Raw genomic sequence first — 25,243 nt, forward strand, 5'->3', positions numbered from 1 at the left:
TTCGCGGTGCTTTTCGGGGCATTGGTCGCGTTTTGCAGGTGCAGTCGAGGTGCGTGTGTCCGCGCATGACGGCGACGAAGGCGTCGGCGCGTTGTTGGTGGGGTTGGCGGCGGTCGCGGGTGCATACGGTGCCGGTGACTGCGGTGATTTGTGCGTCGAGTTCGGCGGCTTCGGCTGCGGTGATGGTCGCGGAGATGTGGGCGAGGCCGTTGAGGTCGCGGGAGGAGCGGTAGTCGCGGTGCGGTTGCATTGCTGTGCGTCGTTCTGCTGCCCCGTCGGGGTCGGCGGCGATGACCATGCGGTCGAGTTCGTTGCGCAGGGTTGAGCGTGAGAGGCCCTGTTGGGCAATCAGTAGGGCTTCGGTTTCGACGCGGTCGAGTAGCTCGTCGTCGAGACCCTGCAGTGCGGTGACGATCTCGCGGACATGGGTGAATCCGATGTCGCCGGCTTCGAACGCTGCACGTGTCTGATGGAATCGGTCGCGCAGTTGTAGGCCGTTGTCGATGTAGATGCCGGCCATCGTGCGTGAAACATTCAGCAGCATAGACACTTCGACGACTGGGATGCGTGCGCCCTTGTCCAGATCACCGGAGATGGCCAGTTCTTCCTGGACTCGCAGTGTCGCCAGTTCGACGACGTCGGCGATCGTCTGCGCGAACCGGCGGTTCTCCTCGCGCGGAACAGTTCTCAATCCCTCGGCCAACTGTGTGACTCGAGTTCCCCCCTCGATCAACAACATACGACTACTTTAGCGACGGGGTCTGACATCGCCTGAGGCGTTCCCTTGCGACCCTAAAAACCGCCAAATACAAAGCCGCCGAGGGAACATGCCCCTCGGCGGCCCGCTACCCGACAGTTCTCAGGGTGATAGTGCCTCACTCAGACCCCCGGAGTGAACTTCCCCAGACGTTCAAGATTGGTCCACGCCGACAACATGATCGACTGAACCAACTCGTCGCAGCTGGGGAGGTCGTCGATCATCCCGACCACCTGACCCGACGCCAGCACACCGGCTTCGGTGTTGCCCTCGACGAGCCCGGCGCGCAACAACATCGGGGTATTGCCGGCCATGATGATCTGCTGCCAGGTGCGTTCGCCCGACTTGCGCATGGTGCGCCCGTCTTTGAGCATCACCGACCACTTCATGCCGGTCATCTGCTTGAACTTGTTGGCGTTCTTCGCTGCGGCCGCAAGGGCTGTGGGAGCGCTGCCAGATTCGAGCTTGTCGACCAACTCGGTCCGCAGAACCCGGTGCGGCATCCCGTCGACCTTCTTCGACACCACCGTGTCGCTGAGCCCGCGGGCCAGGTATTCCTTCTTCACCGCATCCGGCACAGCGGAATCCGAGGTCAGAAGGAAGCGGGTGCCCATCGCGACACCCTCGGCGCCGTATGACAGCGCGGCGACAAGTCCGCGACCGTCGAAGAAGCCACCCGCTGCGATCACCGGAATACCGTTGGGGCCCAGAGCATCGAGCACACTGGGGAGCAGAAGGGTCGTGGCCACGGGTCCGGTGTGTCCGCCGCCTTCACCGCCTTGCACGATGACCGCGTCGGCACCCCAAGACGCCACCTTCACAGCGTGCTTGGCCGCACCAATGGACGGGATGACCACAACACCGTTGTCTTTTAGCTTGGCGATGAGATCAGGCTTGGGCGCCAACGCGAACGACGCAACCTTCACCTTCTCGCGGATAAGCAGGTCGATCCGCTCTGGCGCGTCGGTGGCGTCGGCGCGGATGTTGACGCCAAACGGCTTGTCGGTCAACGATTTCGTCTTTGCGACAGCGGTTTCGAGTTCCTCGTATGTCATCGTCGCCGATGCCAGGATGCCCAAACCGCCGGCGTTCGAGGTCGCCGACGTCAACGACGGCCCCGACACCCAGCCCATTCCGGTCTGCACGATCGGGTACTTGATTCCGACAAGCTCGGTGAACCGCGTGGCGAGCCCGGGCGCAGGCGCGCTCACTTCGCGGCCGATTCGGTCGAGCTCCGCTTCGCTGCGTCTCCGGCCTCGACAGGCTTGACTTCTTTCTCCCGTAGCCCCTTCGGGTCGAGGACCTCGCGGATCAGACGCAATTCCTCGTCGGACGGGGTGCGGGTGACGCCGGCCTCGGCGAGACCCGCGACCTCGAAGCCGGTGTTCTCGGCGACCTCATCGGCACTCACCCCGGGGTGCAGGCTCAACGCACGCATCGTGTGGCCGGGACCGTTGAAGTCGAAGACCCCGAGGTTGGTGACCACGCGATGGATGTCGAGGAACCGGTACGCCGGATTGGCCGGGTCGACCTTGTCGTATCCGACACCCGACACCACGTCGACAACCCCGCCGAACACTCTGGCCGAATGCTTGGCCACCCAGTAGCTCGTCGGGTGGTTGATGGTGTTCCCGGGCGCCCCGCGTACACCGAACATCTGGCGGGTGGGCTGCTGCAGTGGACCGAACGCCGACAGGTTCTGGTTGCCGTAGCGGTCGATCTGGTTGGCGCCCATCACAACATGGCGGCGACCCGACGCGACCACGTCGAAGACTTTGCGGAACGGCATCCAGCCCTCGATCGGGCCACTGGCACCCACAGCGGGGGTGTCGGCAAAGATCAACGCCTCGCCGTCGGTGATGAGCAGGTCGGGCTCGCTCGTCAGGCGGGCCAGGCGGGCGCCGATGAGCGGGGTGGTGGCCATCGGGGAGGCCATCGTCTCGCCGGCGCCGGAAAAGATCTCGGCACAGGCGATCACACAGATCTCGGCCCGGGTGACGGTCGATTCGGTGGAATTCGCGGGTGATGTCACTGTGCGGCCTTTCGTTCGGCGTTCCATGCCTCGACCTCTTTTTGGTACTGCTCTTCGTCGACGGCGAGGAATCGGTCGGAGAACTCTTGCCAACTGGCAGGGTCTTTGGCGGACTCGGCGTAGAAACGCTGGAACGCCTCGTCGCGTTTGTAGTCACCGGCGAAGGTGAAGTGAGCGCCGTTCGGCGTGTGCACCACCCGGTCGACGTTCAGCCGGTTGAGCAGAAGTCGTTGCACGGGAACGGTTGCCACCAGCTCCTCGGTGCTCACCAGCTTGTCGGTCTCGAGGTAGCGGCGCTTCGCCGCACCGCAGTACAGGTCGTCGAAGTAGGGGTCGACGCCGGTGTAGGCGGCATTGCCGTGTTTGTCGGCGATGTCGAGATGCACAAACGCCGCATCCAGTTTCAGGGCCGGCATCGCGACAAGGGTCTCGCTGCGTCCGTCGGCGTCCGGGTACGGCGAGGTGACGGTTTCGAGTTCACCTTCCCAGAACTTCAACACGTCTGATCCGAGTCCGGCGCGGATGGGCAGGAACGGAAGGCGCGATGCGGCGGCTTCGAGTCCGCACTTCACCATTCCCTCATCCATCTCACGCACGGTGATGGCGCCGGTGGTACGGGCGTGGGCGAACCACGGGTCGTAGAACGGCGGCGAGTCGAGCGAGACGAAACCGTAGTATGCCTTGGTCACTTTGCCTGCGGCACAGAGCAACCCGAGGTCAGGGCCACCGTAGGTGACCACGGTGAGGTCTTTGACGTTCGATCGGGCCAGGGCCCGCACGAGTGCCATCGGCTTGCGTCGCGAACCCCAGCCACCGATTCCGATGGTCATGCCGCTCTCGATCTCGCCGACGATGTCGTCGAGACTGCTGGTCTTGTCGGTTGCCACTGTGTTCAGGCCCCTTTACTCGTTGCGCTTTTGGGCTTTCCGGTCTCCACGAATGCGTCGCGGTGTTCGTCGGCGACACCGGCGAGGTTCAGCTCGAACGTGAATCCCTGTTCCAGGCGGTAACTCGTCTTCACATCGACCGGGTCGATGCCGTTGATCGCTTCCTTCGCCGCGCGGATCACGCGGGTGTCCTTCGCAGCGATCTTGCGGGCGATCTCCAGTGCGGCTTCGTCGAGCTCGGCACGCGGCACCACCCTCTGCACCGACCCGAAGTGCTCGAGCTGTTGAGCGGTGACGTTCTGCGCCGTGAAGTACAGGGTCCGCATGGTGTGCTGCGGGACGAGGCGCGCGAGATGGGTGGCGGCGCCGAGTGCACCGCGGTCGACCTCAGGAAGTCCGAACACCGCGTCGTCCGAGGCGACGATCACGTCGCATTGCCGACCAGGCCGATGCCGCCGCCGACGCAGAAACCGTTGACCGCGACGATGACCGGCACCTCGCAGTCGTAGACCGCGGCGAAGGCGACCGCACATCCCCGGTTGGCGGCGATGAGGGCGTCGTATCCCTCGGTGGCCTGCATCTCCTTGATGTCGACTCCGGCGTTGAAGCCCCGACCCTCGGCCCGAAGGATCACCACATGGGTGGCGCGGTCTCGGCCCGCGGCCGTGATGGCCTCGCCGAGTTCGAACCAGGCCGCCGATGGCAAGGCGTTGACCGGGGGAAAGTCGACCGTGACCGTGACTATCCCCGGTTCGACCGTGGTGGTGGTGATGGGCATCGATGCTCCTCGCGTACCGTCGGGCTGTAGACCAACCAAGCAATTGCTTGGTACTTTAACACCGAACGAACCGAGCGAAGCGGGAGACTGAATGGACCTGGAGCTGTCCGGGCGGGTTGTGCTGGTCACCGGTGGTGTCCGGGGAGTGGGTGCAGGCATCAGCTCGGTCCTCACCGAGCTGGGTGCCACGGTCGTCGCGTGCGCCAGGCGACCTGCCGACGATCCCGATTCCACCCCGTATAGCGAATTCGTGAGCTGCGACATCCGGGACGCCGAGGCGGTGGCCGCGATGCTCGACGACATCGTCTCCCGGCACGGCGCACTCGACGCCGTGGTCAACAACGCCGGCGGGTCACCCTTCGCCCTTGCGGCCGACGCATCCCCGCGTTTCCACTCGAAGATCGTCGAATTGAACCTGCTGGCCCCGTTGATCATCGCGCAGGCGGCCCACCGGATCATGCTCGGTCAGGAGCGCGGCGGGTCGATCGTCAACGTCTCCAGCCTGAGCGGACACCGCCCCTCACCGGGAACCGCCGCGTATGGCGCGGCCAAAGCCGGGCTCGATTCACTGACCGGATCGCTCGCCATGGAATGGGCGCCGCGGGTGCGGGTGAACTCGGTTGTGGTGGGCGCTGTCCAGACCGAACTGGCAGAGCTGCATTACGGAGACGAGGAGGGCATCGCCGCAGTGGGACGCACAATCCCGATGGGGCGCATGGCAGTACCCACCGATGTGGGCAACGCGGTGGCATTCCTGATCTCCGCGCTCGCCGAGTACGTCACCGGGTCGACAGTGGCCGTGCACGGCGGCGGCGAAAGACTGGCTTTCCTGGACGCCGCGACCGCGGACAACTCTGTCCACGCGCCGACGTCCTGACTTATTCACCGACACAACAAGAACTTCGAGGAGCGAATTGATGAGTGGAATCGTGGCCGGCCGAGTGGTCATCGTGACCGGTGCCGGACGGGGGATCGGTCGCGAACATGCGCTCGCCTACGCGCGCGAAGGCGCCAAGGTCGTGGTGAACGACATCGGCGCGGGGCTCGACGGGTCGACCACCGGCGAGAGCCCGGCCGAACAGGTTGTCGCAGAGATCAAGTCGTCGGGTGGCGAGGCAGTTGTCAACGGTGACGACGTGGCCGACTGGGCCGGCGCGCAGAACCTGGTGAACACAGCCATCGAAACCTTCGGGGCACTGGACATCCTGGTCAACAACGCCGGTTTCCTGCGCGACAAGATGCTGGTCTCCATGAGTGAGGAAGACTGGGACAACGTCATCCGGGTGCACCTCAAAGGTCACTTCGCGATGTTGCGTCATGCCGCCGCGTACTGGCGCGCCGAGTCGAAAGCAGGCAATCCGCGGGCCGCTCGCGTGATCAACACGTCGTCGGGCGCCGGTCTGTACGGCTCTGTGGGACAGGGGAATTACGCGGCCGCAAAGGCTGCCATCGCCGAACTGACGATTCAGGCCGCCGCCGAGATGAAGGCATACGGCGTGACGGTGAACGCCATCGCGCCATCGGCCCGCACCCGCATGACCACCAGCGCAGGTGACGCGATGGCCGCGCAGATGGCGCCGCCCGAGGACGGCTCCTTCGACACGATGGATCCGGCCAACGTGTCCCCCCTGGTGGTGTGGCTCGGCTCCGAGGAGGCAGGCAGTGTCAGCGGGCGGGTGTTCGAGGTCGAGGGCGGGACCGTCTCCGTCACCGACGGGTGGCAGCGCAGCGTCAAGCGGGACAAGGGCGCTCGATGGGATCCGGCGGAACTCGGACCGGTTGTCACCGACATCCTGGCCGAGGCACCGACACCGATGCCGGTCTACGGTGCCCGATGATTTTGGGGCCCAAGCTATGAGCTCCGACGCCGACCTGATCGCCGGCGCGAGAGCCTATGTGGACGCTCTGGCAAGCCACGACCCGTCCGCCGTACCGTTTCACCCCGACTGCGTTCGTATCGAGATGGGCGTGAAGACGGGGCGCAGCGGTGATCATCTGCGCCGCAGCCTCAGTCGAGGACCTCAGTACAAGGTCATCCACGCGATCACCGAGTTCCAGGCTCGGGTGGAAGGCCGGACCGTGCACGTCACGTTCTACGTGAACGTCCAGCCCAAACCGCTCGGCCTGCGCTCCAAGGTCATCGAGAGCTTCGAGTTCGACGAGTCCGGACAGATCAAGAAGATCGTTGCCAAGTTCGGCGTCCCGCGCCGCTGAGACACCGCCTGCGGGTCAGGAGCTGGGGGCCCGGACGACCATGGGGACGCCGGGGAAGTACGCGGCCAGCTCAGAGCGTGAACGACGAAGAGCTGCCGTGCCGAATCCGCGCTTGCGGTGCTCGGGTGCAATCCAGATCCGGACATCCACCTCGCCGCCGGACAGCTCACCGAACACGATGCCCACCTTGTCGTCGCCTTCGACCGCCACGAGCCACACGGCTTCCTCTGCCTTCATGCGACTGCGGGCGGCGGCGATCTCGTCGTCGATGCCCGATGCGGGAGTGCCGCTTCCGTCGCCCGCGGCCCCGACGTCGGAGGTGCGTGCGGCGAAGAGGTCGGCATCGCTGTCATCAAAAGGTCGCAGCGTCAACGTTTCTGCGGTGGCCGCCGGCCGTTCGGTCTGTGTGAACGTGAGCTTGCTGTTCAGATCTTCGAGCTCGGCGGCGTTGGCCCGCCGTGCCGACACGGTCAGGCGGTCGAACGACATCCCCAGCACTGCTTCGGCGCCGATGGTGGGCACGGAGAGGAGGTTCGCGATGGCCGAGACGGCCGCGGACCGGTCCTCCGCCTCCACGATGGCATCGAGCACTTCGTGGCGGCGTTCGAAGGCGGCCTCGAGGGCAGCGGTGATGTCACGGCGGGTGGCGGCACGGTCTGGATCAGTCATGCCCCGATCCTATTAGGGATCGGCCGGTGCGGTCAGCCGGAGTACGACTTCGTGAAGACCTGAGTGGGAGTTCCCGTTGCCAGGTCCACCGTGAACACCCGCAGATCCACTCCCGAGGCCGTGATGTCCATCGTCATGAACCCGCGGTCACGGAAGTTCTCGTACAATGCCGGATGCTCTTTGGAAGAGTGGTCTTCGACCGTCTTGGCCGCCGCACCCGACACCAGCTGGCGTGTTCCCTTGGAGGCGATGGTGGGGTCGAAGACCTGCAACGAATGGTCGTGACCGGACATGAAGAAGTGGAACCGTCCGGCGATCTCCTGCTCGAAGAACTCCTTGACCAGCACGCCGTTGATGGGAGGTATGGGGATCCCGTCGTATCCACCGGCACTGCCGTGCGGCCCGTTGTTGATGTACGGGTGGTGGGTGCACGCGATCTTCCACGTCGCGGTCGATGCCGCGACAGCCTCGCGCAGCCACGTGCGTTGCGCCGTCATGTAGGTGCCGTTCGGTTCCCAGTAGGGCGCCAAGAACGGCGGGATATAGGCGGCGATCGGATTGAGGTCGAGGACAAAGAACTCGACGACCGGCGCCTGCTCGGGAACGGCCACCGAGTAGTAGCGTCGCGGCATGTACCAGCGGCTCGACCGCGAGTGGTACGCAACCTCCGCATCGCCGCGCAGCAGCCAGCCACCGTCACCCGGGAAGACCGCGGTGGTGTCGTGGTTGCCCAACGCCATCACCCATGGGAAGTCGAGGCCGGTGTTCGGCTTCTCGAACTTCTCCTCGAACTGTTTGTCGTCGGTCCGTTCGGACCCGACTCGTAGATGTTGTCGCCCAGTCCGATTGCCAATCCGAACGGATCCTGCGCGTGCAGCGCGCGAGCGGCTTTGGTGACCGCGTACTGCGGGGCTTCGCCGGTACCGGCATCGCCGGTGATCAGCACCCGCACCGACGAACCGGTCTGGGGAAAACCCGGCCGACCCGACGGGAGGCCACCAGCTCGCGCAGGTCCGGACAGGACCAGGCCTGCGCCTGCGGCAGCGGCCGATCCGGCGAGGAATGTACGCCGGCGGATGCCGTTGTTCGGCGAGGACGGGGTGGTGGTCATCAAGGAATCCTAGGTCGGGCCGGTACTACTGGGCTGGTGAACCAGAGGGCTGCACGCGCTGCGTGCCGCTCGGCACCCGCCACGACTGACCGTGGCGCTGCCCGGACCGCGGGTCGGCGCGGTTGTTCACGAAGAACCAATCCATCTGTGTGGCAGCCGGAGTCACCGTCAGGACTGCGTAACCGTGCGCGTCGGTGTCGACCCAGCGGATGTGCCGGTTGATGTTGGTCATCGCCACGGCTGCGGCTGCTCCCACCGTGTACTCGGGCGCGCCGACGATGTCGTCGATGTTGTTCGACGTCACCGAGGTCACCACGAGTTCGGTGCCGACCGTGCCCGCCCCTGGGTAGTTCGCGGCGTCCACGGGCACGTCGCAGGCAAACGACATGTGGATGTCACCGGTGATGAACACGGTGTTCTCGACGTTGTTGTCGCGCAACGCCTTGTGCAGACGATCGCGGTCGGCGGTGTAGCCGTCCCACGCGTCGGAGTTCAGTGGGATGCCACCCTTGGGCACCCCGAGCAGGTCGGTCAGCGCTGCCGTGGTGGCCGGCTCCAGCGGGGGGATCAGGATCGGACTGATCATCACCGGGTTGCCGACGATCTTCCACCGCGTGGGGGAGGACACCACGCCGTTGGTGAGCCACGACATCTGTGCCGAACCGGTGATGCTCGCCGAGGTGCTGTCGACCTTGTTGGACAGCATGGACTGCTGTTCGGTGCGGTAGGTGCGCAGATCCAGCATCGAGATCTCGAGCAGATTGCCGTACCGCAGGCGCCGGTACAGATGGCGACCACCGGCGTCGACCTCCGGACGCACCGGCATCCACTCGAAGTAGGCCTGCTCGGAGGCTGCCTTGCGCGCGGGCCAGTCGCCTTCACTGGCGTCGTGGTTCTCGGCGCCGCCGGCGTAGGCGTCGTTGGCCGACTCATGGTCGTCCCAGGTGCAGATCCACGGCAGGTTGAGATGCGCGGCCTGCAGGTCAGGGTCGGACTTGTACTGGCCGTGGCGGGTCCGGTAGTCGGCCAGCGACACGATCTCGTGCAGAGGGTCGTGGGGGCGCACGACGCCGGTGCCCCCACCGAATTCTGCGGTGCCGTACTCGTAGATGTAGTCGCCCAGGTGCACGATGGCGTCGAGCCTGGCTGAGCCGCCAGGTGCCGGTAGGCGCTGAAGTAGCCGGCTTCCCAGTTGGAGCACGACACCACGCCGAAGCGGACCTTTGCCACGTCCGCGGCAGTGGCGGGAGCGGTCTTCGTCTGACCCACCGGCGACGTCGAACCGGCGGCCGGCCCGCCGGTGACGTGGAACCGGAAGTGGTAGTTGGTGTTCGGGGCCAGGCCGCCGGCATCGACCTTCACGGTGAGGTCTTGCTCGGGGCCGGTGGTGGTGACGCCGGACGAGACCACGGATCCGAAGTCGGGTGAGGTGGCGACTTCCCAGCGGACGGTGGTGGATGCCCCCTTGCCCGATCCGGGGACGGCATCGGGCGTGGGGGTGACGCGGGTCCAGAGGATCACCCGGTCGGGCAGTGGATCGCCGGACGCCACACCGTGACGAAAGACGTTGGCGCTCGGAGCCTTCGTTCCGTCGGCGGCCGCACTGCCGGCGTAGACCGTACCCAGGACGCCGACCGCGCCGATCGCGGCTCCGCCCAGGAATGTTCGTCGGGAGGGGCCGCTGACGGCTGGGCCTGAGGTCAGGTGGTCAGCCGATGAGGCGGGGGCACTGGAGCGTGAAGACTCTGGAATCGCAGACATGTCGCCTCGAATCCTGACACACCAGTTCCACCGACCATCGCGCTTCTTCGAGAATTTCAGGCGCCCCCGGGATGAATTCTTGTTCGCCCGGCCGCGCCGCTGCGCGACACCGGGCTCATTTTTTGTTCGCAGATGATCACCGTGGTTCGCAGATGATCACCGGGATCTTGCGTTCGGTCCAGGCCGCGTAGTTGTCGAAGTCGGCGTACACCTCGACGAGTTTGGGCCACAGGCGCGCCCGTTCCTGGTCGTCGGCCTCACGCGCTCGCATGGCGACTGTCTTGCGTCCCTCTTGGACGCTCACATCGGGATTGGCCGTGACGTTGTGGTACCAGGCCGGGTTCGAAGCCATCCCACCCTGCGAGGCAACGACCACCACGTTGGCACCGTCACGCAGATAGAGAAGCGGCACCGTGCGCGGTTTGCCCGATTTGCGGCCCATCGCGGTCAGCAGGATGACCGGCGCAGGCTCCTTGAACCCGGCGCCCACCCGCCACTTCGACCCGATACGACCACCGGTCAACTTGTAGATCTTGGTGTTCGCCCGTGACCCGAGTTTGACGATGGTGCTGACGGCCTTGCTGTTGAGCGCTTTGGGAGCTTCTTGTTGTGGCACGCGATCTCAGATCCGCTCGATGATGGTTCCGGTGGAGAGCGCCCCACCCGCGCACATCGTAATCAGAGCCGTCGAGGTGTCGGACCGCTCCAGCTCGTGCAATGCGGTGGTGATCAGTCGCGACCCGGTGGATCCGACGGGATGGCCCAGCGCGATCGCGCCGCCGTTGACGTTGACCTTGTCCATGTCGGGTCCGTGGACCGCAGCCCATGAGAGCAGGACAGACGCGAACGCCTCGTTGACCTCGAAGCGGTCGATGTCGTTGATGCTCATCCCGGCCTTCGCCAGCACCTTCTCGGTGGACTGCACGGGCCCGTCGAGGTGGTAATACGGCTCGGCGCCAACGAGGGCCTGGGCGACAAAACGTGCGCGCGGCTTGAGGCCGAGTGCCTTCGCCTTGTCCTCGTCCATGATCAGGACCGCGGCTGCGCCGTCGGAGACCTGCGACGACGTGCCGGCCGTGTGGATTCCGCCTTCGATGACCGGGCGGAGCTTGCCGAGCGACTCGAGCGTGGTGTCGCGCATGCCCTGATCGCGGTTCACGTCCAGGATGTTGCCGGTGAACTCGCCCTCCTTGGTCCGTTCGGGAGCCTTGACGCCGAACACCTCGCGGTCGAACCGGCCCTCGTCCCATGCCTGCTTGGCGAGCCGCTGGCTGCGCTCACCGAGTGCGTCGACGTCGGCGCGGGTGATGCCCCGCCGGGTGGCGATGCGTTCGGCCGCCTCGAACTGGTTGGGCATGTCGATGTCCCAGGACTCCGGGCGTCGTTCGCCTGCGCCTTCGAGCATGACGTTCGCGCCCAGCGGCACCGTGGTCATCGATTCGACACCGCACGCGATGCCGACGTCGATGGTGTCGGTGGCGATGAGGCCGGCGATCAGGTGATTGGCCTGCTGAGCCGATCCGCACTGGCAGTCGATGGTGGTCGCGCCCACCTGCCACGGCAGCCCGGCGTGCAGCCAGGCCGTGCGCGTGACGTTGTTGGACTGCGCGCCCACCTGCATCACACATCCGCCGATGACCTGCTCGATCTCCGACGGGTCGATCCCGGCCCGTTCGATGACGGCCCGTTGGGTGAGGCCCAGGAGTTCGGCCGGATGCAATCCGGACAGCCAACCGGCCCTCTTCCCGATCGGGCTGCGAGTAGCCTCGACAATCACCGGTTTTCCCATGTCAAATCCCTTCGAATGCAGATGTCTGATTCCAAAACTAGAACAAGTTGCCAACTGGACACAAGTCCTATTTCACCAGGTAGTAGCCACTGTGACGCATCTTGCTCTACCATCGACTAGAACACGTTCATGTCTAGCATTTAGGTGGTTGCAATGACGCAGGCCGAGAAGGTTTGCCCTTTCGCGGAAGGGTTCGACTTCACCAGCCCAGACCTGTTGGAACAAGGCATCCCGGTCAAGGAATTCGCGGAGCTGCGTAAGACAGCGCCGGTGTGGTGGAACGCCCAGGAAGAAGGAAAGGGCGGCGGTTTCCACGACGGTGGGTACTGGGTCGTCAGCAAGCACGAAGATGTGCGCGCGATCTCGAAGAACAACGAGAACTGGTCCACCGCCGAGAACGGCGTGATCATGCGTTTCGAGGACTCGATGACGCAGGAGCAGCTCGACGTCACCAAGGCGCTGCTGATCAACCACGATCCGCCCGAGCACACCCGCCTGCGCAAGCTGGTGGCGAAGATGTTCACCCCGAAAGCGGTGCACGCGCTCGAGGAGAAGCTCGAGGATGCGTCACAGAAGATCGTCAAGGACGCAGCTGCCAAGGGAACCGGCGATTTCGTCGACGACGTCGCGGTCAACCTGCCGCTGATGGCGATCGCAGATCTGCTCGGTGTCCCAGAAGATGACCGCGAGAAGCTCTTCCACTGGTCGAACAACATGATGAACGCCGACGACCCGGAGTTCAACGAGGTGGACCCTGAGTCAGGGCTCACCCCGGCTCAGCTCTCTTCGGCCGAGATCCTCGGCTACGCGTACACGATGGCCGAAGAGCGCAAGAAGTGTCCGGCCGATGACATCGTCACCGCACTCGTCAACGCCGACATCGACGGCCAGTCACTCGACGAGATCGAGTTCGGCTACTTCGTCATCCTGCTGACCGTCGCCGGTAACGAGACCACCCGTAATGCCATCAGCCATGGCATGAACGCGTTCCTCGACAACCCGGAGCAGTGGGAGATCTTCAAGCGTGATCGCCCCGCGACCGCCGCAGACGAGATCGTTCGCTGGGCCACACCGGTCAACGCGTTCCAGCGCACGGCCCGCCACGACGTCGAACTCGGTGGTGTGACCATCAAGAAGGGTCAGCGCGTCGGCATGTTCTACGGCTCAGCCAATTACGACGAGGATGTGTTCGAGAACCCCTTCGAGTTCAACATCCTTCGTGACCCGAACCCGCACGTCGGATTCGGTGGCCACGGCGCGCACTACTGCGTGGGCGCGAACCTGGCCCGCATGGAGATCAACCTGATCTTCAACGCGATCGCCGACCACATGCCCGACATCACCAAGCTCGCCGAGCCGCGCCGTCTGCGCCACGGCTGGATCAACGGCGTGAAGGAATTGTCGGTCAACTACGGCAACGCCTGAGTCACACGACATCTACGAGAAGCCCCGGACGACACGTCCGGGGCTTCTTGTGTTCTGGCAGAGCGACATTCACGGACGAACGCCGGGCGCCGTGACCCGCGCGATGACCTGTTCGTGACTGGCTGTGTAGCCGAGGTATTCGAACTCGATTCCGGTGCGACTCACGAACTCGTGCCATGCCCGATACTCGTGCTGCTGCCAGCCCGGGTAGTTGAAGAACTCGTCGAACACGATGATCGTGCCTGCCATCAGTCGCCGGCCGACGAGACCGAGCACCGTTGCGGTGGACGAATAGAGGTCTGCGTCCAGGTGCAGGAATGACACCGGCTCGCGATGTTCGGTGAGGAAATCGGGCAGCGTGTCCTCGAACAATCCCGGTATCAACTCCGCCCCGGGAACGTCCGGGAGGGTGTCCTGCGCGAACTCGCCGGCAGCGAAGCCACTCCGCCACGTGTCCGGCAGTCCTGAGAAGACGTCGAATCCAAAAATGCGGTGCTCTGTTTTCAGTTCTGCGGCAATGATGTTCAGGGTGGTGCCGGTCGCGACCCCGAATTCCAGTGCCATACCAGGAATGTGAACCTGGGAGAGCGCGTATCGCAGTGTGTCGTGAGGATGCCAGAACTGCGGAGCTTTGGGCATGTGCGCGAGGACGAAGTCACCTGACTGGCGAGCGGCATCTGTGTCCATCACGTGGGTGAGGTCGCGGCGGACCTGCTGCTCGAGGTGATTCACCCGGCGATGCAGAGCAACGACTTCCTCTCGGGTCTCCGAGAGCAAGTCCATTGTCTGCCTGTGAAACTGTTCGACGAGTGCGTTTGTCTCCCGGCTCGAGTCGTCGACCACCTCGGACACAGCACGCTGAAGTTTTTGTCTGGCACCACGCCGCACACGTTCGAACATGAGCCCATGGTGCCAGCCATCAGGCGCAGGCCGGCACCACTGGACCTTCGGGCGTTTCCGGGGTGCGGACTTCAGGCCTTGCGCACCGAATTGATCGTCTTCTCCACTTCCCAGAACGCGCGCAGAGCGGCCAGCGAGCCATCCGGGTTGGCGCGGTAGGTGAAGACGCCACGTGCCTCGGAGATGTGGCCGTGGATGTGGGTGACGATCTTGCCGATGTAGGCAACCTCGTTGCCACAGATGATCTCTTCGTCGAAGACGAACTCGATGCTCTCGGTGGTGCCGATCGAAAGATCCCAGAAGTGACTGATCCGGTCGTGGCCGGTGAAGCCGATGCCCTCTTCGTCGAACATCGAGGGACCCACCGGGTCTTGCACGATGCCGTCGGGTGCAAAGAGCTTCACCCAGGCGTCCTTGTCGCGCGAGGCGACGTATTCGCGCGAGCGCCGTCCGGCGACAACCGCGGGGTTGTTCTCCCGATCGATGTTGAGGTACGCCGGTTCTGCTTTGGTCACGAGATCTCCGTAGGTTGGTCCAGCAGGCGGTCGGGTCAGTGGGTGGGCTTGTCCGCGCCCACGAGCCACATCGAGAAGTACTGCGAGCCACCGCCGTACGCGTGGCCGAGTGCCTTACGCGCGCCCACCACCTGATGGTCGCCGCCCTTGCCCTGCACCTGGATGGCCGCCTCGGCGAAGCGGATCATGCCCGAGGCCCCGATCGGGTTGGACGAGAGCACCCCGCCGGACGGGTTGACCGGCAGTTTGCCGCCGATCGCGGTCTCGCCTGCCTCGGTGAGCTTCCAGCCTTCGTTCTCGGGCATGAACCCGAGGTTCTCGAGCCACATCGGCTCGAACCAGGAGAACGGCACGTAGATCTCCGCGGCGTCGATCTCCTCGAGGGGATTGGAGATGCCGCCCGCCTTCCACAATGCGGCGGCGGCGTCGCGGCCTGCCTGTGGACTGACGGTGTCGCGATGCGAGTAGGACAGCGGTTCGGTGCGCATCGCCGACGCGTGAATCCACGCAACGGGGATACCGCCGGCCGCCTTGGCGTCGGAGGTCTCCTCGTCGCCGATCACCACGGCACAGGCGCCGTCGGACGACGGGCACGTCTCGTCGTAGCGGATGGGATCCCACAGCATCTGCGAGCTCATCACCTTCTCCACGGTGAGGTCGGGCTGATGCAGGTGTGCCAGCGGATTGAGTGCACCGTTCTGGCGGTCCTTGGCTGCGACGATCGCGCCGATGTGCTCGGGTGCACCGGAGCGGCGGATGTAGGAGCGCACGTGCGGGGCGAAGAACCCGCCTGCGCCTGCGCCGACAGGCATGGTGAAGGGAACCGGAATCGACAACGCCCACATGGCATTCGACTCGGACTGCTTCTCCCACGCGATGGCGAGGACTCGGCGGTGAACACCCGAGGTGACGAGGCTGGCTGCGACGTTCGCCGTCGAGCCGCCGACCGATCCGGCGGTGTGCACGCGGATCAGCCGTTTGCCCTCGGCGCCGAGCGCCTGGGCCATGGCGAGTTCGGGCATCATCGTGCCCTCGAAGAGGTCGGGGGCCTTACCGACGACAACGGCGTCGATGTCGTCCATCGTCACCTGCGCATCGGCCAGCGCTTTGTCGATCGCTTCGCGGCACATCCCGGCCATCGACACGTCGTGGCGCTTGGCCACGTACTTGGTCTGCCCGGTGCCCTGCACCGCAGCCCGATACCGGCCCATCAGTTCTTGCCTTCCATCTTGACGACCATGTTCTGCTGCAGCAGCGGTCCGCTGCTTGCGTGGGCCAATGCGGTGTCGGCGTTGCCGGCGAGAATCGTGCTCGCGGCGAAGCCGATGCGCTCGAGGCCCGCGGAGAACAGCGGGTTGGCTGCCAGTGCGCCGCCCGACGGATTGATGATCGTCGAATCGTCGAGTCCCAGCTCTTTTTTGAGAATCAGTTCCTGATGTGTGTAGGACGCGTGGAGCTCGGCGACGTCGACCTTGCGGTTGTCGCCGAGGACGGCATCGCCGGCGAGCTTGGTCGACGGTGACTTGGTGAGGTCCCGTGCACCGAAGTTCGGAGTGTCGATCCGGTGGTCCCAGCCGGAAATCCATGCGGGACGGGCCACGAGCTGCTTCGCGCGGTGTTCGCTGGCCAGGATGATCGCCGCGGCGCCGTCGGTGTAGCGGCAGACATCATGTGCCCGAAGGGGATCGGAGACGTAATCGGACGCTAGCAGGTCCTCCACCGAGCGGTCGGTGCCACGCGCGGCCACGGCAGCCATGTCCGCTTCGGTCCATGCTCCCGAGTCCAGGCCCGCGCGGGCCTGCAGGGCTGCGAGCGAACGGGCGTCCGGCCACAGCGGGGCGACGGTGTGCGGGTCGGTCTGCAACGCCAGCACCTGGTCGGTGTGTGATGCCGAAGGCTTGCCGAATCCGTAGGCCAGTGCCACATCCACCTCGCCGGTGGCGATCTTCACCCATGCCTCGTACAGAGCCCACGCGGCGTCCATCTCGACGTGCGATTCGTTGATCGGCGGAACGGCACCGATCGAGTCGATCGCAGAGATGAACGAGAACGCGCGCCCGGCAAGGTAATCCGAGGACCCCGAGCACCAGAAGTCAATGTCGGTGCGGGTGATGCCCAGCTCGGCGTAGAGCTTCTGGAAACAGGGCACCAGCATCTCGACGCCGTTGGTGGTGCCGAATGTCTCGTCGACGTGTGGACTGTGCGCGAATCCGATCACTGCGATCGGCGGCATGTCGCGGTATGTGCTGCTCACAGGTGGTCCTTGTACGAGTCGTAGTCGGCGTCGGGTTCGCCCGTCGGCCGGAAGTGGCTGATGTTTCGCAACGTGTAATCCCATTCCTCGCGTGGTCGCCACACGGCTTCCACACGAAGACCCATGTGCACCTCGCTGGCCTCGATGTCGAGGATCAGGTGCAGGAACGGGATGTCCGAACCGTCGAGGAGAACGTAGGCGGCAACGTACGGCGGTTTGATCTGCTGACCGAGGAACGGCACGTTGACGATGCAGAACGTGGTGACTGTGCCCTTGTCCGACACCTCGACGACCTCGCCGGTCGGGTTGCCGTCGGTGGGGTCGGCGCCGCGGGGCGGGAAGTACACGGGCGCTTCGGGACCGGTGCGGCCACCGTACAGCTTGCCCTCTTTGAGTCCCTGCAGATACCAGGTCTCTTCGATCGAGGCGGTGTGGTTCATGGTCAGGGCGATCGGCGTGGTGATCATCACGCCGGGGTGCGGCACCTCGGCGGTGTTGTCCGGTACCGATGCCACCTCGTCGCCGGGGGCGAAGTGCGCGATGTCGTCGATGCGGCCGGTGCGCTCGGTGTTCCAGACGGCGTGCACCCGCATCCCGGTGCTCAGTTCGTCGGGGGAGTCGACGGCGACTGCATGGAGCAGGCTGGTGTCCGCTCCGTCGAGCTGGATCAGAGCCCATCCGAAGGGCTTGGAAAGAGGTTGTCCCTCAAACGGTTCGGCCATCCAGGTCCATGACTTCACGGTTCCGGTCGGCGACACCTCGACGAAGTCTTCGATCCGTTTGTGCGTACCGGGGTCGAACTCGACCGGGGGTACGTAGACGGTCCCGTCGGCGGCTCGACCACCGATGACCTTGCCGTCGAGCAACCCCTGGGCGAACCGCCCGAGTACCGGCCCGAGGGACCGGGTGTAATCAAAGGAGTTGCTCAACGGTGCGGACAGAACTGGATCGTCTGGATCTTCGATCGGGGCGACTAGGGCTGCGAATCCGGCAGATATCTGGTTCACGCTCACGGAATCGAGTAGAACAGGTTCTAGTTATTCTCGCAAGGAGTTGACCGAACAGGAGGTCGCGGCCATGAAGCTCGGTCTGCAATTGGGGTACTGGGGGGCCGCGCCGATCCCGGACGCGCCGGCTCTCATCGCAGCGGCGGAGGCCGCCGGATACGAGGCGGTGTTCACCGCCGAGTCGTGGGGTTCGGATGCCTATACGCCGCTGGCGTGGTGGGGGTCGCAGACGTCCACCATCAAGCTGGGTACGGGCATCGCGCAGCTGTCGGCGCGGCCACCGACATCGGCCGCCATGCACGCGCTGACGCTCGACCATCTCTCGGGTGGCAGGCACATCCTCGGACTGGGTGTGTCGGGTCCGCAGGTGGTCGAGGGGTGGTACGGCGAACCGTTCGCCAAACCACTCGCGCGCACCCGCGAGTACGTCCAAGTGATCCGCGACGTGCTCGCTCGTGAAGACCGCGTGACCAACCCCGGGCCGCACTACCCGCTGCCGTACCCGTCCGATGCGCCGGGCTCGACCGGACTCGGGAAATCGCTCAAGCCGATCACCCATCCTCTGCGCAGTGACCTGCCGATCTGGCTCGGGGCCGAGGGACCCAGGAACGTGGCGTTGTCGGCGGAGATAGCCGACGGTTGGCTGGCCATCTACTACACCCCGCGGCTGTCGGACATGTACGAACAGTGGCTGGCCGAGGGGTTCGCACGGGCGGGCGCGCGGCGCACCCGCGACACCTTCGAGGTCGCGGCCACCGTGCAGGTCGAGATCACCGACAACCCGGCCGCGGTGATCGACGCCTACCGGCCGTCGACGGCGCTGTATGTCGGCGGCATGGGCGCCAAGGAACAGAACTTCCACGCCGAGGTCTACAAGCGGATGGGCTACGAAGACGTGGTCCGGGACATCGGGGAGAAGTTCCTGTCCGGAGCCAAGGAAGAGGCCATCGCCGCGGTTCCCGACGAGATGGTCCTCGAGACGCTGATCGTCGGCGACGAAGACGAGGTGAGGTCGCAGATCAAACGGTGGGAACAAGCCGGCGTCAGCATGCTGATGGTCACCACCCGCGACGTCGACCAGATCACCCGGCTGGGCACCCTCGTCTGAGTGAACATGTTCTAAATTTTGCCGCGCCCGCGCATGTGCGCCACGCCCGTGTTCGAACATGGGCGGCGCGCATTTTCGCGGGCGTGGGTTTATGCGTTCCGGGCATTCGAGAGCGCGTGAAGGATCCGATTCGGGACCCGACCGGGCACGTCGAGGTCCGCCGATGACCAACGGACCACTCGCCAGCCTTGCTCGGTGATCCGGTCACCCCGGTGTTTTTCGCGGCCGAGTACCTGGTGAAGGTTGTCGCCGTTGTACTTGACGAGGCCGTCCGCCTCCCCGACAACCCGCTGGGCGATCCATGCGAAGTCGACCCGGGCGATGAATCGTCCCGATTCGTCGACGATCTCGTGCTGCAAGGTCGGAGCCGCAATACCCGCGGTGTGCATCGAAGCGCGGCTTCGGCTTTCCAGCGCTGACTCGCTGCGGGCATCCATCATCGCAACGGCACGCTTGGCTTGCGGATATCCGGGGAATCCCTCAATGAGTTCCAACTCCTTGTGCAAGTCAGCGACCGTGCACAACCCGCGGTGGAGTGCAGCGTCGCCGGTGACCAACGCCGATGGCAGGGACGAGCGGCGGGCGAGGTCGACGACTGCCCGTGCCGGAGAAGTAACCGGCACACCATCGAGCATCATGGCTGACATCGGTCGGGCGTCGCGATGGATCCGGAGCAGTTTCGAGTTGCGCGATCCGGTTCCCGAGTCGGCGGTGGGTTGGACGAGGTGGACGACCCGCGGGTCCACCCCGAACAGCGGCAGCCCGTGCAGAGCGGCTGCGGACGCCCCACCGAGCAGGTAGTTTCCGCCGAGCTTGCGAACGGTCGCCTTGCCCAGTTCGCTGTGCCGCTTCTCCATCGGCTCGAGCCACAGTGCGGGACCTGCGTAGATTCCTGGCGCGAGGGCTCTGATCTTGCTGGTGTGAAGGGCGGTTCGGATCTCCGAAGGGGTATATCCGTGTGCGATCAGGTCTGCGCGCAGGAATGCATCCCGCCGGCTCTCGATGTCCATGGGTAGATGGTGGTCTACCTGCGACCGCCCTGACCCCCGTCGAGGGGGCTTGTTGTGGATGGCTGGTGGTCTGGGGACAAGTCCACGCCCGCTCTGGTGCGTGACGCCCATGTTTCGACATGGGCGTCACGCACTGCGGAGGGCGTCAGCGACGACGGATACGCAGGCGCAGACCGTCGGGCATGAGGGTGAGGCGTTCGGTGATCGACAACTCGTAGTCGGGGTCGGCGGGTTCGAAGTCGTATCGTGCGATGAATCGCGCGAGCATCAGGACCGACTCGTGGAGGGCGAACTGCCTTCCGATGCAGGCACGTTCGCCGGTGCCGAACGGCTTGTAGGAGTGGGCGGGACGCTTCTTGACCTCGGAGGCCGCGAACCTGTCGGGGTCGAAACCCAACGGGTCGGTCCAGACCTCGGGGTCGCGATGCACCTTGGGCAGGTGGACCACGGCCCAGTCGCCGGGCGACATCTCGTACCGGCCGCCGACAACCGTTGGCTCGATCGGCCCGCGGGTGAACCCCGGAGCCGTCGGCCACAATCGCAAGGCTTCGTCGACCACCCGCCGGACGAAACGGAACTTGGCGACCTGCGCGAACTCGGGCACGGCTTCACTGTCGCCGAGGATCTCGTCGACCTCGGCCTGTGCGCGCTCGAGGAGCTCGCGATCTCGGGCCAGGTAGTGCAGTGCGAATGACAATGTTCCCGAGGTGGTTTCGTGACCAGCCACCAAGAATGTGACGATCTGGTGGCGGATGTTCTCGTCGTCGAGTGCGGTCTCGCCTCGATCGCGGTTGGCACGCAACATGATCGCCAGCAGATCCACCTCGCCTTCGTCGGCGCGGCTGCGGCGTTCGGCGATGAGGTCGTCGAGCATGGCGTCGACATAACGTTTGTGCCGTGCGTTCGCCCGATGGAGCAGCGAGACAATCGGTTTGGATCCCGGTAGCCCCGACAACCCGCCCGTGCGCCTGCCGGTCTTGAGGCCGGCGACCATGGCCAACACGAAGTCGTGAGGGGTTTCGCGTTCGAATGAGCCGAGGTCTTTGCCGAATGCGGCTCGGCTGATCGTTTCGAGCGTCAGGCGGGTCATGTCCGGGGCGACGTCGATGATGTCGCCCCGACCTTCCCAGAAGTCGAAGAGTTCGTCGATGGCCGACACCATCAGCGGGTGGTAGTTCTGCATGGCGGTCTTGCTGAATGCGGGCATCAGGAGGTCGTGTGCCAGACGCCAGCTGGGCTCATCGGTTGCCGCCGTGAACAATCCGTCGCCGGCGAAATCTCGAAGCGCTGCGATTGCCGGCGTGAGTACCTTCTCGAACCGGGATTCGTCGCACAGCTCCTTGGTGAGTTCGGCGGACCCGACCATGACAAAGCGGTGGCGGAAGACCCGGAACTGCGCGATCGGCCACACCTCGGCGGGCCAGTCGAGCATGCTGACGACGGGACCCTCGGGGTCGACCGAACGAAGATCGCCGACCACGGGCAGTCGGCCCGGGGGATGCGGGAATTGATCTGCCCACGTGTTGGGCCCCACCAAATCGTTCAGCGTGCCGAGATCGGTGCTGGTCACCATGTCCGCCCCCTATTGAATCAAAATCCAATAGCCATGGTGGTCCGCTACTGAACCCGTGTCAAGTAGTATTCGGCTGCATGGGTGTGAGAACGCGGATGACGCCGCAACAGCGGCGTGCCCAACTACTCGACCTCGGCGCCGAGTTGTTTGCCGAGCAGCACTACGACGACGTCCACATCGAACGGGTCGCGGAGCTGGCGGGTGTCTCCCGCGGGTTGCTCTACCACTACTTCCCGACCAAGCGTGCCTTCTTTGCCGAGCTGGTTCGACGCGCCACCGAGCGGATGCTTGCCGACACCGCACCCGATCCGCAGCTGCCGCTCCTTGAGCAACTCCGCCACGGAATCGACGCCTATCTGGCGAGTTGCCGAGCCAATCGGCATGGCTCCCAGGCCATCTATTCGGGGGCGGCGAGTTCGGATCCCGCGGTGATCGAGCTGATCGAGAAAGCGACCAGGGGACAGGAGGATCGAATACTGGCTGTGATCGATCCCGGACGCGACCACCCGGAGCTCCTGCGCATCGCCGTGCACAGCTGGCTGGTGATGCTGAGGTCCGCGTGTCACGCATGGCTGGCGAGTGAGGACATCTCCGCAAGCGACGTCCGGCAGATGGCCGAGCACGCCCTCCTCGGTGCCCTGGCCGGCCTGCCCGACCATGCTCGCGCCGGCGCGATGGCACAGTTGCTCGACATCAACGGGGCGTGAGCCAGGCGGTCCTGCGCTGATTTTCGCAGGGCCTATTGCCGGCCCGCCGAAATCGGGGTGACAATGCGACATCGCGTATTTTTCTGACCGGGCATTTTGCGGCCCGATGCCAGGTTGCCGATCGACGGCGGCGTATTTGAGAGACAAAAGTACATGTGTGTAGCGCCACGTCTCCGGTGAGCGATAGAGAGGCTTAGATACTGTGATCGCGACGAAAGGTGCGGCAATTGAAAATTGTTGAAAATCAGCGGAGCAAGAAGTCGAAGGCGGCGCATGTGGTTGCGGCCGTTGCGTCTAAGAGCCCGGCGGTGGTGACGGCGAAAACCGCCTACAAGACCGGAAAGACGACGACGTCGGTGTTGCCGAAGTTGATCGGTTTCGGAATCGCCGGTACCGGATTGGCGCACTTTGTTGTTCCGCAGGCTTTCGAATCGATCACAAAGCCTGCATTTCCCGAGAACACTCGTGAATGGATTTACGCGAATGGTGCGAGCGAGACGCTGATCGGCCTCGCCATCTCCGACAGCCGGTCCCGCGTTTACGGTTTGGTCGGGTTGGCCGCATACGTCGGATTCCTCGGTAGTCGAGTCGTGCGGGCCTGAACCACGTCCATGAACGCTGACGCTCCAGTACGTAGATCCAGAGGGCGCCCCAAAGTCGCAGGTCTGGCCGATCGGCGGCGTACCCAGATCATCGAAGCTGCTTTCCGGGTGCTGACCGAGCGCGGCTACGAGGGCACGAGTATCGCCGAGATCGCGCAGGAAGCGGGTATCGGCCAGGGCACCGTCTATCGGTACGTGAGCAGCAAACGTGAACTGCTGGACCACGTGTTCGATTGGGCGGTCGAGCGGTTGTTCCACTCGGTGGATCCGTACTCGATGCTCCAGGACGAGCCGACCTCTCCGACCGAGCTGCTCCGACGGTTCCAGATCATCGCCGATCGGCTGTACGACCTCATCGACGAAGATCCCGCGATGCTGAGGCTGATCGGGGTGCAGGCCAGCGCCATCGACAAAGAACTCAAGGCCAGGGTCGTCGGCCTCGAGGGAATGCTGAATGCCGTTGTACTGCAATCGCTCACGCAGGCGATCGAGCACGGTTGGCTGGTGTTGTCCACGGCTCAGAAGCCGGTGGTCGCCCGGATGTTGATGATGATGTCGCTTCCCGGCGTCGTGATGTCGCTGCGTCGCGGCATCGATGTGGCACAACGCGGCCGGTACGTCGACGGCGCAGCCGAAATTGCTCTGCACGGAATTCTGAAACGATAGAAAGGCTGGATGGAACAGTGGTGCAGCCTACGGTGCGGTCGGATACCCGACGCACCCGGAAGCGTCGGATCCAACTGCTGGACGCGGCACTGGAGACGTTCGTCGAGCGGGGATACAGCGATGTCGGGGTCGCTGAGATAGTTGCCCGGATCGGTTGCAGCCACGGCACTTTCTACAACTACTTCGACAACAAGCGCGACGCTCTCGATGCACTGCTGTCACGCGAACTCGCCGAGATGGTCGCCGTGGCCGAGTTGCACCGTCCGCGCCCGCGCACGCGCGAAGAGTTCGTCACCGGGCTCGGTGAGCTGGTCGGACGTCTGCTCGAGTATGCGCTCGAGCGCCCCCACGTCTTGACGTTCCTCGCCATGGAGGCCCCGGGCATCGACTCGGCTGCGATGGAGACGTTGGCAGGCAGCTATGCCCAACTGGGACATCTGTGTGGGCAGTACATCCGCCACGGCATCGAGGACGGCTATCTCCGGGACGGACTCGACATCGACATCGCAGGCGAAGCGGTGCTGTCGTGCCTGATGGGCGCGGTTCTGCCGATCATCTTGGACAACAGTGCGGTGGTCGACATCGATGCCACCGCCGAGACGGTGGTCGAGTTCGTCTGTTACGGGCTGAACGGACTGGACGCGACCACCGCGGCAGGTATCGCTACTGGCCGGTGAACTCGGGGGTTCGCTTCTCCGCGAACGCTTTCGGCCCGATCTTGGCGTCCTTGCTCATGAACACCTTGACGCCGAGTTCGGCGTCGATCTTGAACGCGTCCTTCTCGTGCATGCCCTCGGTGTCGCGGATGGCCTTGAGGATTGCCTGCACGGCGAGTGGCCCGTTCGCGGCGATCTGCGCGGCGATGTCGAGGGCTTTGTCGAGTGCGGTGCCATCGGGCACCACGTGGCCGATCAGCCCGTAGTCCAACGCTTCCTGGGCGGTGATGTGCCGGCCGGTGAGCAGTATCTCGGCGGCGACGGTGTACGGGATCTGCCGGACCAGGCGAACTGCACTGCCGCCGAGTGGGTACAGGCCCCATTTGGCCTCGGACACACCGAATTTCGCGCTCTCTCCGGCAACCCGGATGTCGGTGCCCTGCAGGATCTCGGTGCCACCGGCGATCGCGGGGCCCTCGACGGCCGCGATGACGGGCTTGGTCACCCTGCGGCCCTTGAGCAGGGAGTCGAGCATGTTCGGATTGAAGCCGCCGCTCTTGAACGAGTCACCGGGAGCGGACTTGTTCATGTTCTTCAGGTCGGCGCCGGCACAGAAGTAGCCACCCGCGCCGGTCAGGATCACGGTGCGGATCTCGTTGTCCTCATCGGCCTGGTCCCAGGCCTCTCCCATGATGGCCAACATGTCGCCCGACAGGGCGTTGCGGACTTCGGGCCTGTTCATCGTGACGATCAACGTGTGATCGCGCTTCTCGACGAGACAGTGGGGGGCGGAATCAGACATCTGGGCTCCTGAACGATGGC

23 protein-coding genes and 4 pseudogenes are annotated in these 25,243 nt (G+C 64.8%); 9 read left to right on the forward strand and 18 right to left on the reverse strand.

Going from position 1 to position 25,243, the window contains the following annotated elements:
- Positions 1-64 precede the first annotated feature (64 nt).
- From W823_RS59710 to echA20, 5 genes and pseudogenes are all read right to left on the reverse strand, one after another.
- Positions 65-739, reverse strand: a pseudogene (locus W823_RS59710) (DUF222 domain-containing protein); the annotation flags it as partial.
- Between the two features lie 140 nt (positions 740-879).
- Positions 880-1,968, reverse strand: a complete 1,089-nt coding sequence (locus W823_RS50360) for a nitronate monooxygenase family protein (RefSeq protein WP_023961164.1) — start codon at positions 1,966-1,968, stop codon at positions 880-882.
- On the reverse strand, positions 1,965-2,789 hold the full coding sequence (locus W823_RS50365) for a CoA-transferase (RefSeq protein ID WP_023961166.1): 825 nt from the start codon (positions 2,787-2,789) through the stop codon (positions 1,965-1,967). The genes W823_RS50360 and W823_RS50365 overlap by 4 nt, the downstream gene beginning before the upstream one ends.
- Positions 2,786-3,676, reverse strand: a complete 891-nt coding sequence (locus W823_RS50370) for a CoA transferase subunit A (RefSeq protein WP_023961168.1) — start codon at positions 3,674-3,676, stop codon at positions 2,786-2,788. Before W823_RS50370 ends, W823_RS50365 begins: the two co-directional genes overlap by 4 nt.
- 5 nt (positions 3,677-3,681) lie before the next feature.
- Positions 3,682-4,454: pseudogene (echA20, locus tag W823_RS50375) on the reverse strand ((7aS)-7a-methyl-1,5-dioxo-2,3,5,6,7,7a-hexahydro-1H-indene-carboxyl-CoA hydrolase).
- Between the two features lie 91 nt (positions 4,455-4,545).
- Here echA20 and W823_RS50380 point away from each other — a divergent pair.
- From W823_RS50380 to W823_RS50390, 3 genes are read left to right on the forward strand one after another with little or no spacing between them, the layout of a single operon-like run.
- Entirely contained in the window at positions 4,546-5,331 is a 786-nt protein-coding gene (locus tag W823_RS50380; RefSeq protein ID WP_023961170.1) for an SDR family oxidoreductase, read from the forward strand.
- A gap of 40 nt (positions 5,332-5,371) precedes the next feature.
- Entirely contained in the window at positions 5,372-6,292 is a 921-nt protein-coding gene (locus W823_RS50385) for an SDR family oxidoreductase (protein WP_023961172.1), read from the forward strand.
- A 16-nt stretch (positions 6,293-6,308) separates the two neighbouring features.
- Entirely contained in the window at positions 6,309-6,668 is a 360-nt protein-coding gene (locus W823_RS50390; RefSeq protein WP_023961174.1) for a nuclear transport factor 2 family protein, read from the forward strand.
- A 15-nt stretch (positions 6,669-6,683) separates the two neighbouring features.
- Here W823_RS50390 and W823_RS50395 read toward each other — a convergent pair whose 3' ends face one another.
- The 5 genes and pseudogenes from W823_RS50395 to W823_RS50415 all read right to left on the reverse strand — a co-directional run bounded on the left by W823_RS50395 (position 6,684) and on the right by W823_RS50415 (position 11,998).
- The gene (locus tag W823_RS50395; RefSeq protein WP_023961176.1) at positions 6,684-7,337 is read right to left on the reverse strand and encodes a GNAT family N-acetyltransferase; all 654 of its coding nucleotides are present in this window, start codon (positions 7,335-7,337) and stop codon (positions 6,684-6,686) included.
- A gap of 32 nt (positions 7,338-7,369) precedes the next feature.
- Positions 7,370-8,448: pseudogene (locus W823_RS50400) on the reverse strand (metallophosphoesterase).
- A gap of 25 nt (positions 8,449-8,473) precedes the next feature.
- Positions 8,474-10,209: pseudogene (locus W823_RS50405) on the reverse strand (alkaline phosphatase).
- A 136-nt stretch (positions 10,210-10,345) separates the two neighbouring features.
- A complete protein-coding gene (locus W823_RS50410) occupies positions 10,346-10,825 on the reverse strand; it encodes a nitroreductase family deazaflavin-dependent oxidoreductase (RefSeq protein WP_023961178.1) in 480 nt (159 codons plus the stop codon).
- A 6-nt stretch (positions 10,826-10,831) separates the two neighbouring features.
- A complete protein-coding gene (locus W823_RS50415; RefSeq protein WP_023961180.1) occupies positions 10,832-11,998 on the reverse strand; it encodes a steroid 3-ketoacyl-CoA thiolase in 1,167 nt (388 codons plus the stop codon).
- 153 nt (positions 11,999-12,151) lie between these two features.
- Here W823_RS50415 and W823_RS50420 point away from each other — a divergent pair, with 153 nt between their 5' ends.
- Positions 12,152-13,423, forward strand: a complete 1,272-nt coding sequence (locus W823_RS50420) for a cytochrome P450 (protein WP_023961182.1) — start codon at positions 12,152-12,154, stop codon at positions 13,421-13,423.
- 69 nt (positions 13,424-13,492) lie between these two features.
- On the opposite strand, the gene W823_RS50425 is transcribed toward W823_RS50420, so the two are convergent.
- The 5 genes from W823_RS50425 to W823_RS50445 form a co-directional block, all read right to left on the reverse strand.
- The gene (locus tag W823_RS50425) at positions 13,493-14,323 is read right to left on the reverse strand and encodes a class I SAM-dependent methyltransferase (protein ID WP_023961184.1); all 831 of its coding nucleotides are present in this window, start codon (positions 14,321-14,323) and stop codon (positions 13,493-13,495) included.
- 71 nt (positions 14,324-14,394) lie between these two features.
- Positions 14,395-14,838: a nuclear transport factor 2 family protein gene (locus W823_RS50430; protein WP_023961186.1), complete on the reverse strand. Its 444-nt coding sequence runs from the start codon at positions 14,836-14,838 to the stop codon at positions 14,395-14,397.
- Between the two features lie 35 nt (positions 14,839-14,873).
- Positions 14,874-16,049 carry a thiolase domain-containing protein gene (locus tag W823_RS50435; protein WP_023961188.1) on the reverse strand — a complete coding sequence of 392 codons (1,176 nt, stop codon included), beginning with the start codon at positions 16,047-16,049 and terminating at the stop codon, positions 14,874-14,876.
- The gene (locus W823_RS50440) at positions 16,049-17,071 is read right to left on the reverse strand and encodes a thiolase domain-containing protein (protein ID WP_031333025.1); all 1,023 of its coding nucleotides are present in this window, start codon (positions 17,069-17,071) and stop codon (positions 16,049-16,051) included. The genes W823_RS50435 and W823_RS50440 overlap by 1 nt, the downstream gene beginning before the upstream one ends.
- 17 nt (positions 17,072-17,088) lie before the next feature.
- Positions 17,089-18,105 (reverse strand): Zn-ribbon domain-containing OB-fold protein, encoded by a 1,017-nt coding sequence (locus W823_RS50445; protein WP_081729878.1) that lies wholly within the window; start codon positions 18,103-18,105, stop codon positions 17,089-17,091.
- A gap of 64 nt (positions 18,106-18,169) precedes the next feature.
- Between W823_RS50445 and W823_RS50450 the strand changes: the two genes are divergently transcribed.
- Positions 18,170-19,207 carry an LLM class F420-dependent oxidoreductase gene (locus W823_RS50450; protein WP_031333028.1) on the forward strand — a complete coding sequence of 346 codons (1,038 nt, stop codon included), beginning with the start codon at positions 18,170-18,172 and terminating at the stop codon, positions 19,205-19,207.
- An 89-nt stretch (positions 19,208-19,296) separates the two neighbouring features.
- Here the strand turns inward: W823_RS50450 and W823_RS50455 are convergent, their stop codons facing one another.
- Entirely contained in the window at positions 19,297-20,217 is a 921-nt protein-coding gene (locus W823_RS50455) for a type IV toxin-antitoxin system AbiEi family antitoxin (RefSeq protein ID WP_023961196.1), read from the reverse strand.
- Positions 20,218-20,362: 145 nt separating this feature from the next.
- Positions 20,363-21,790, reverse strand: coding sequence for a cytochrome P450 (locus W823_RS50460; protein WP_023961198.1), 1,428 nt, complete (start codon positions 21,788-21,790; stop codon positions 20,363-20,365).
- Between the two features lie 77 nt (positions 21,791-21,867).
- Here W823_RS50460 and W823_RS50465 point away from each other — a divergent pair, with 77 nt between their 5' ends.
- From W823_RS50465 to W823_RS58215, 4 genes are all read left to right on the forward strand, one after another.
- Positions 21,868-22,497: a TetR/AcrR family transcriptional regulator gene (locus tag W823_RS50465; protein WP_023961200.1), complete on the forward strand. Its 630-nt coding sequence runs from the start codon at positions 21,868-21,870 to the stop codon at positions 22,495-22,497.
- A gap of 227 nt (positions 22,498-22,724) precedes the next feature.
- A complete protein-coding gene (locus W823_RS0130280; protein ID WP_369792656.1) occupies positions 22,725-23,099 on the forward strand; it encodes a hypothetical protein in 375 nt (124 codons plus the stop codon).
- Between the two features lie 9 nt (positions 23,100-23,108).
- Positions 23,109-23,765, forward strand: coding sequence for a TetR/AcrR family transcriptional regulator (locus W823_RS0130285; RefSeq protein WP_031333036.1), 657 nt, complete (start codon positions 23,109-23,111; stop codon positions 23,763-23,765).
- 17 nt (positions 23,766-23,782) lie between these two features.
- A complete protein-coding gene (locus W823_RS58215) occupies positions 23,783-24,442 on the forward strand; it encodes a TetR/AcrR family transcriptional regulator (RefSeq protein ID WP_235189632.1) in 660 nt (219 codons plus the stop codon).
- Here W823_RS58215 and W823_RS50475 read toward each other — a convergent pair.
- Entirely contained in the window at positions 24,429-25,223 is a 795-nt protein-coding gene (locus W823_RS50475; protein WP_023961206.1) for a crotonase/enoyl-CoA hydratase family protein, read from the reverse strand. The genes W823_RS58215 and W823_RS50475 overlap by 14 nt on opposite strands.
- Positions 25,224-25,243: the final 20 nt, after the last annotated feature.

It is taken from the genome of Williamsia sp. D3 (genome assembly GCF_000506245.1).
Lineage (GTDB): Bacteria > Actinomycetota > Actinomycetes > Mycobacteriales > Mycobacteriaceae > Williamsia > Williamsia muralis.

Bases quoted from the DNA above. Each gene is read 5' to 3' on its own strand.
- W823_RS50380 (WP_023961170.1), top strand. From the start codon at position 4,546: ATGGACCTGGAGCTGTCCGGGCGGGTTGTGCTGGTCACCGGTGGTGTC.
- W823_RS50385 (WP_023961172.1), top strand. From the start codon at position 5,372: ATGAGTGGAATCGTGGCCGGCCGAGTGGTCATCGTGACCGGTGCCGGA.
- W823_RS50390 (WP_023961174.1), top strand. From the start codon at position 6,309: ATGAGCTCCGACGCCGACCTGATCGCCGGCGCGAGAGCCTATGTGGAC.
- W823_RS50395 (WP_023961176.1), bottom strand. From the start codon at position 7,337: ATGACTGATCCAGACCGTGCCGCCACCCGCCGTGACATCACCGCTGCC.
- W823_RS50415 (WP_023961180.1), bottom strand. From the start codon at position 11,998: ATGGGAAAACCGGTGATTGTCGAGGCTACTCGCAGCCCGATCGGGAAG.
- W823_RS50420 (WP_023961182.1), top strand. From the start codon at position 12,152: ATGACGCAGGCCGAGAAGGTTTGCCCTTTCGCGGAAGGGTTCGACTTC.
- W823_RS50425 (WP_023961184.1), bottom strand. From the start codon at position 14,323: ATGTTCGAACGTGTGCGGCGTGGTGCCAGACAAAAACTTCAGCGTGCT.
- W823_RS50435 (WP_023961188.1), bottom strand. From the start codon at position 16,049: ATGGGCCGGTATCGGGCTGCGGTGCAGGGCACCGGGCAGACCAAGTAC.
- W823_RS50440 (WP_031333025.1), bottom strand. From the start codon at position 17,071: ATGCCGCCGATCGCAGTGATCGGATTCGCGCACAGTCCACACGTCGAC.
- W823_RS50450 (WP_031333028.1), top strand. From the start codon at position 18,170: ATGAAGCTCGGTCTGCAATTGGGGTACTGGGGGGCCGCGCCGATCCCG.
- W823_RS50455 (WP_023961196.1), bottom strand. From the start codon at position 20,217: ATGGACATCGAGAGCCGGCGGGATGCATTCCTGCGCGCAGACCTGATC.
- W823_RS50460 (WP_023961198.1), bottom strand. From the start codon at position 21,790: ATGGTGACCAGCACCGATCTCGGCACGCTGAACGATTTGGTGGGGCCC.
- W823_RS50465 (WP_023961200.1), top strand. From the start codon at position 21,868: ATGGGTGTGAGAACGCGGATGACGCCGCAACAGCGGCGTGCCCAACTA.
- W823_RS0130285 (WP_031333036.1), top strand. From the start codon at position 23,109: ATGAACGCTGACGCTCCAGTACGTAGATCCAGAGGGCGCCCCAAAGTC.
- W823_RS50475 (WP_023961206.1), bottom strand. From the start codon at position 25,223: ATGTCTGATTCCGCCCCCCACTGTCTCGTCGAGAAGCGCGATCACACG.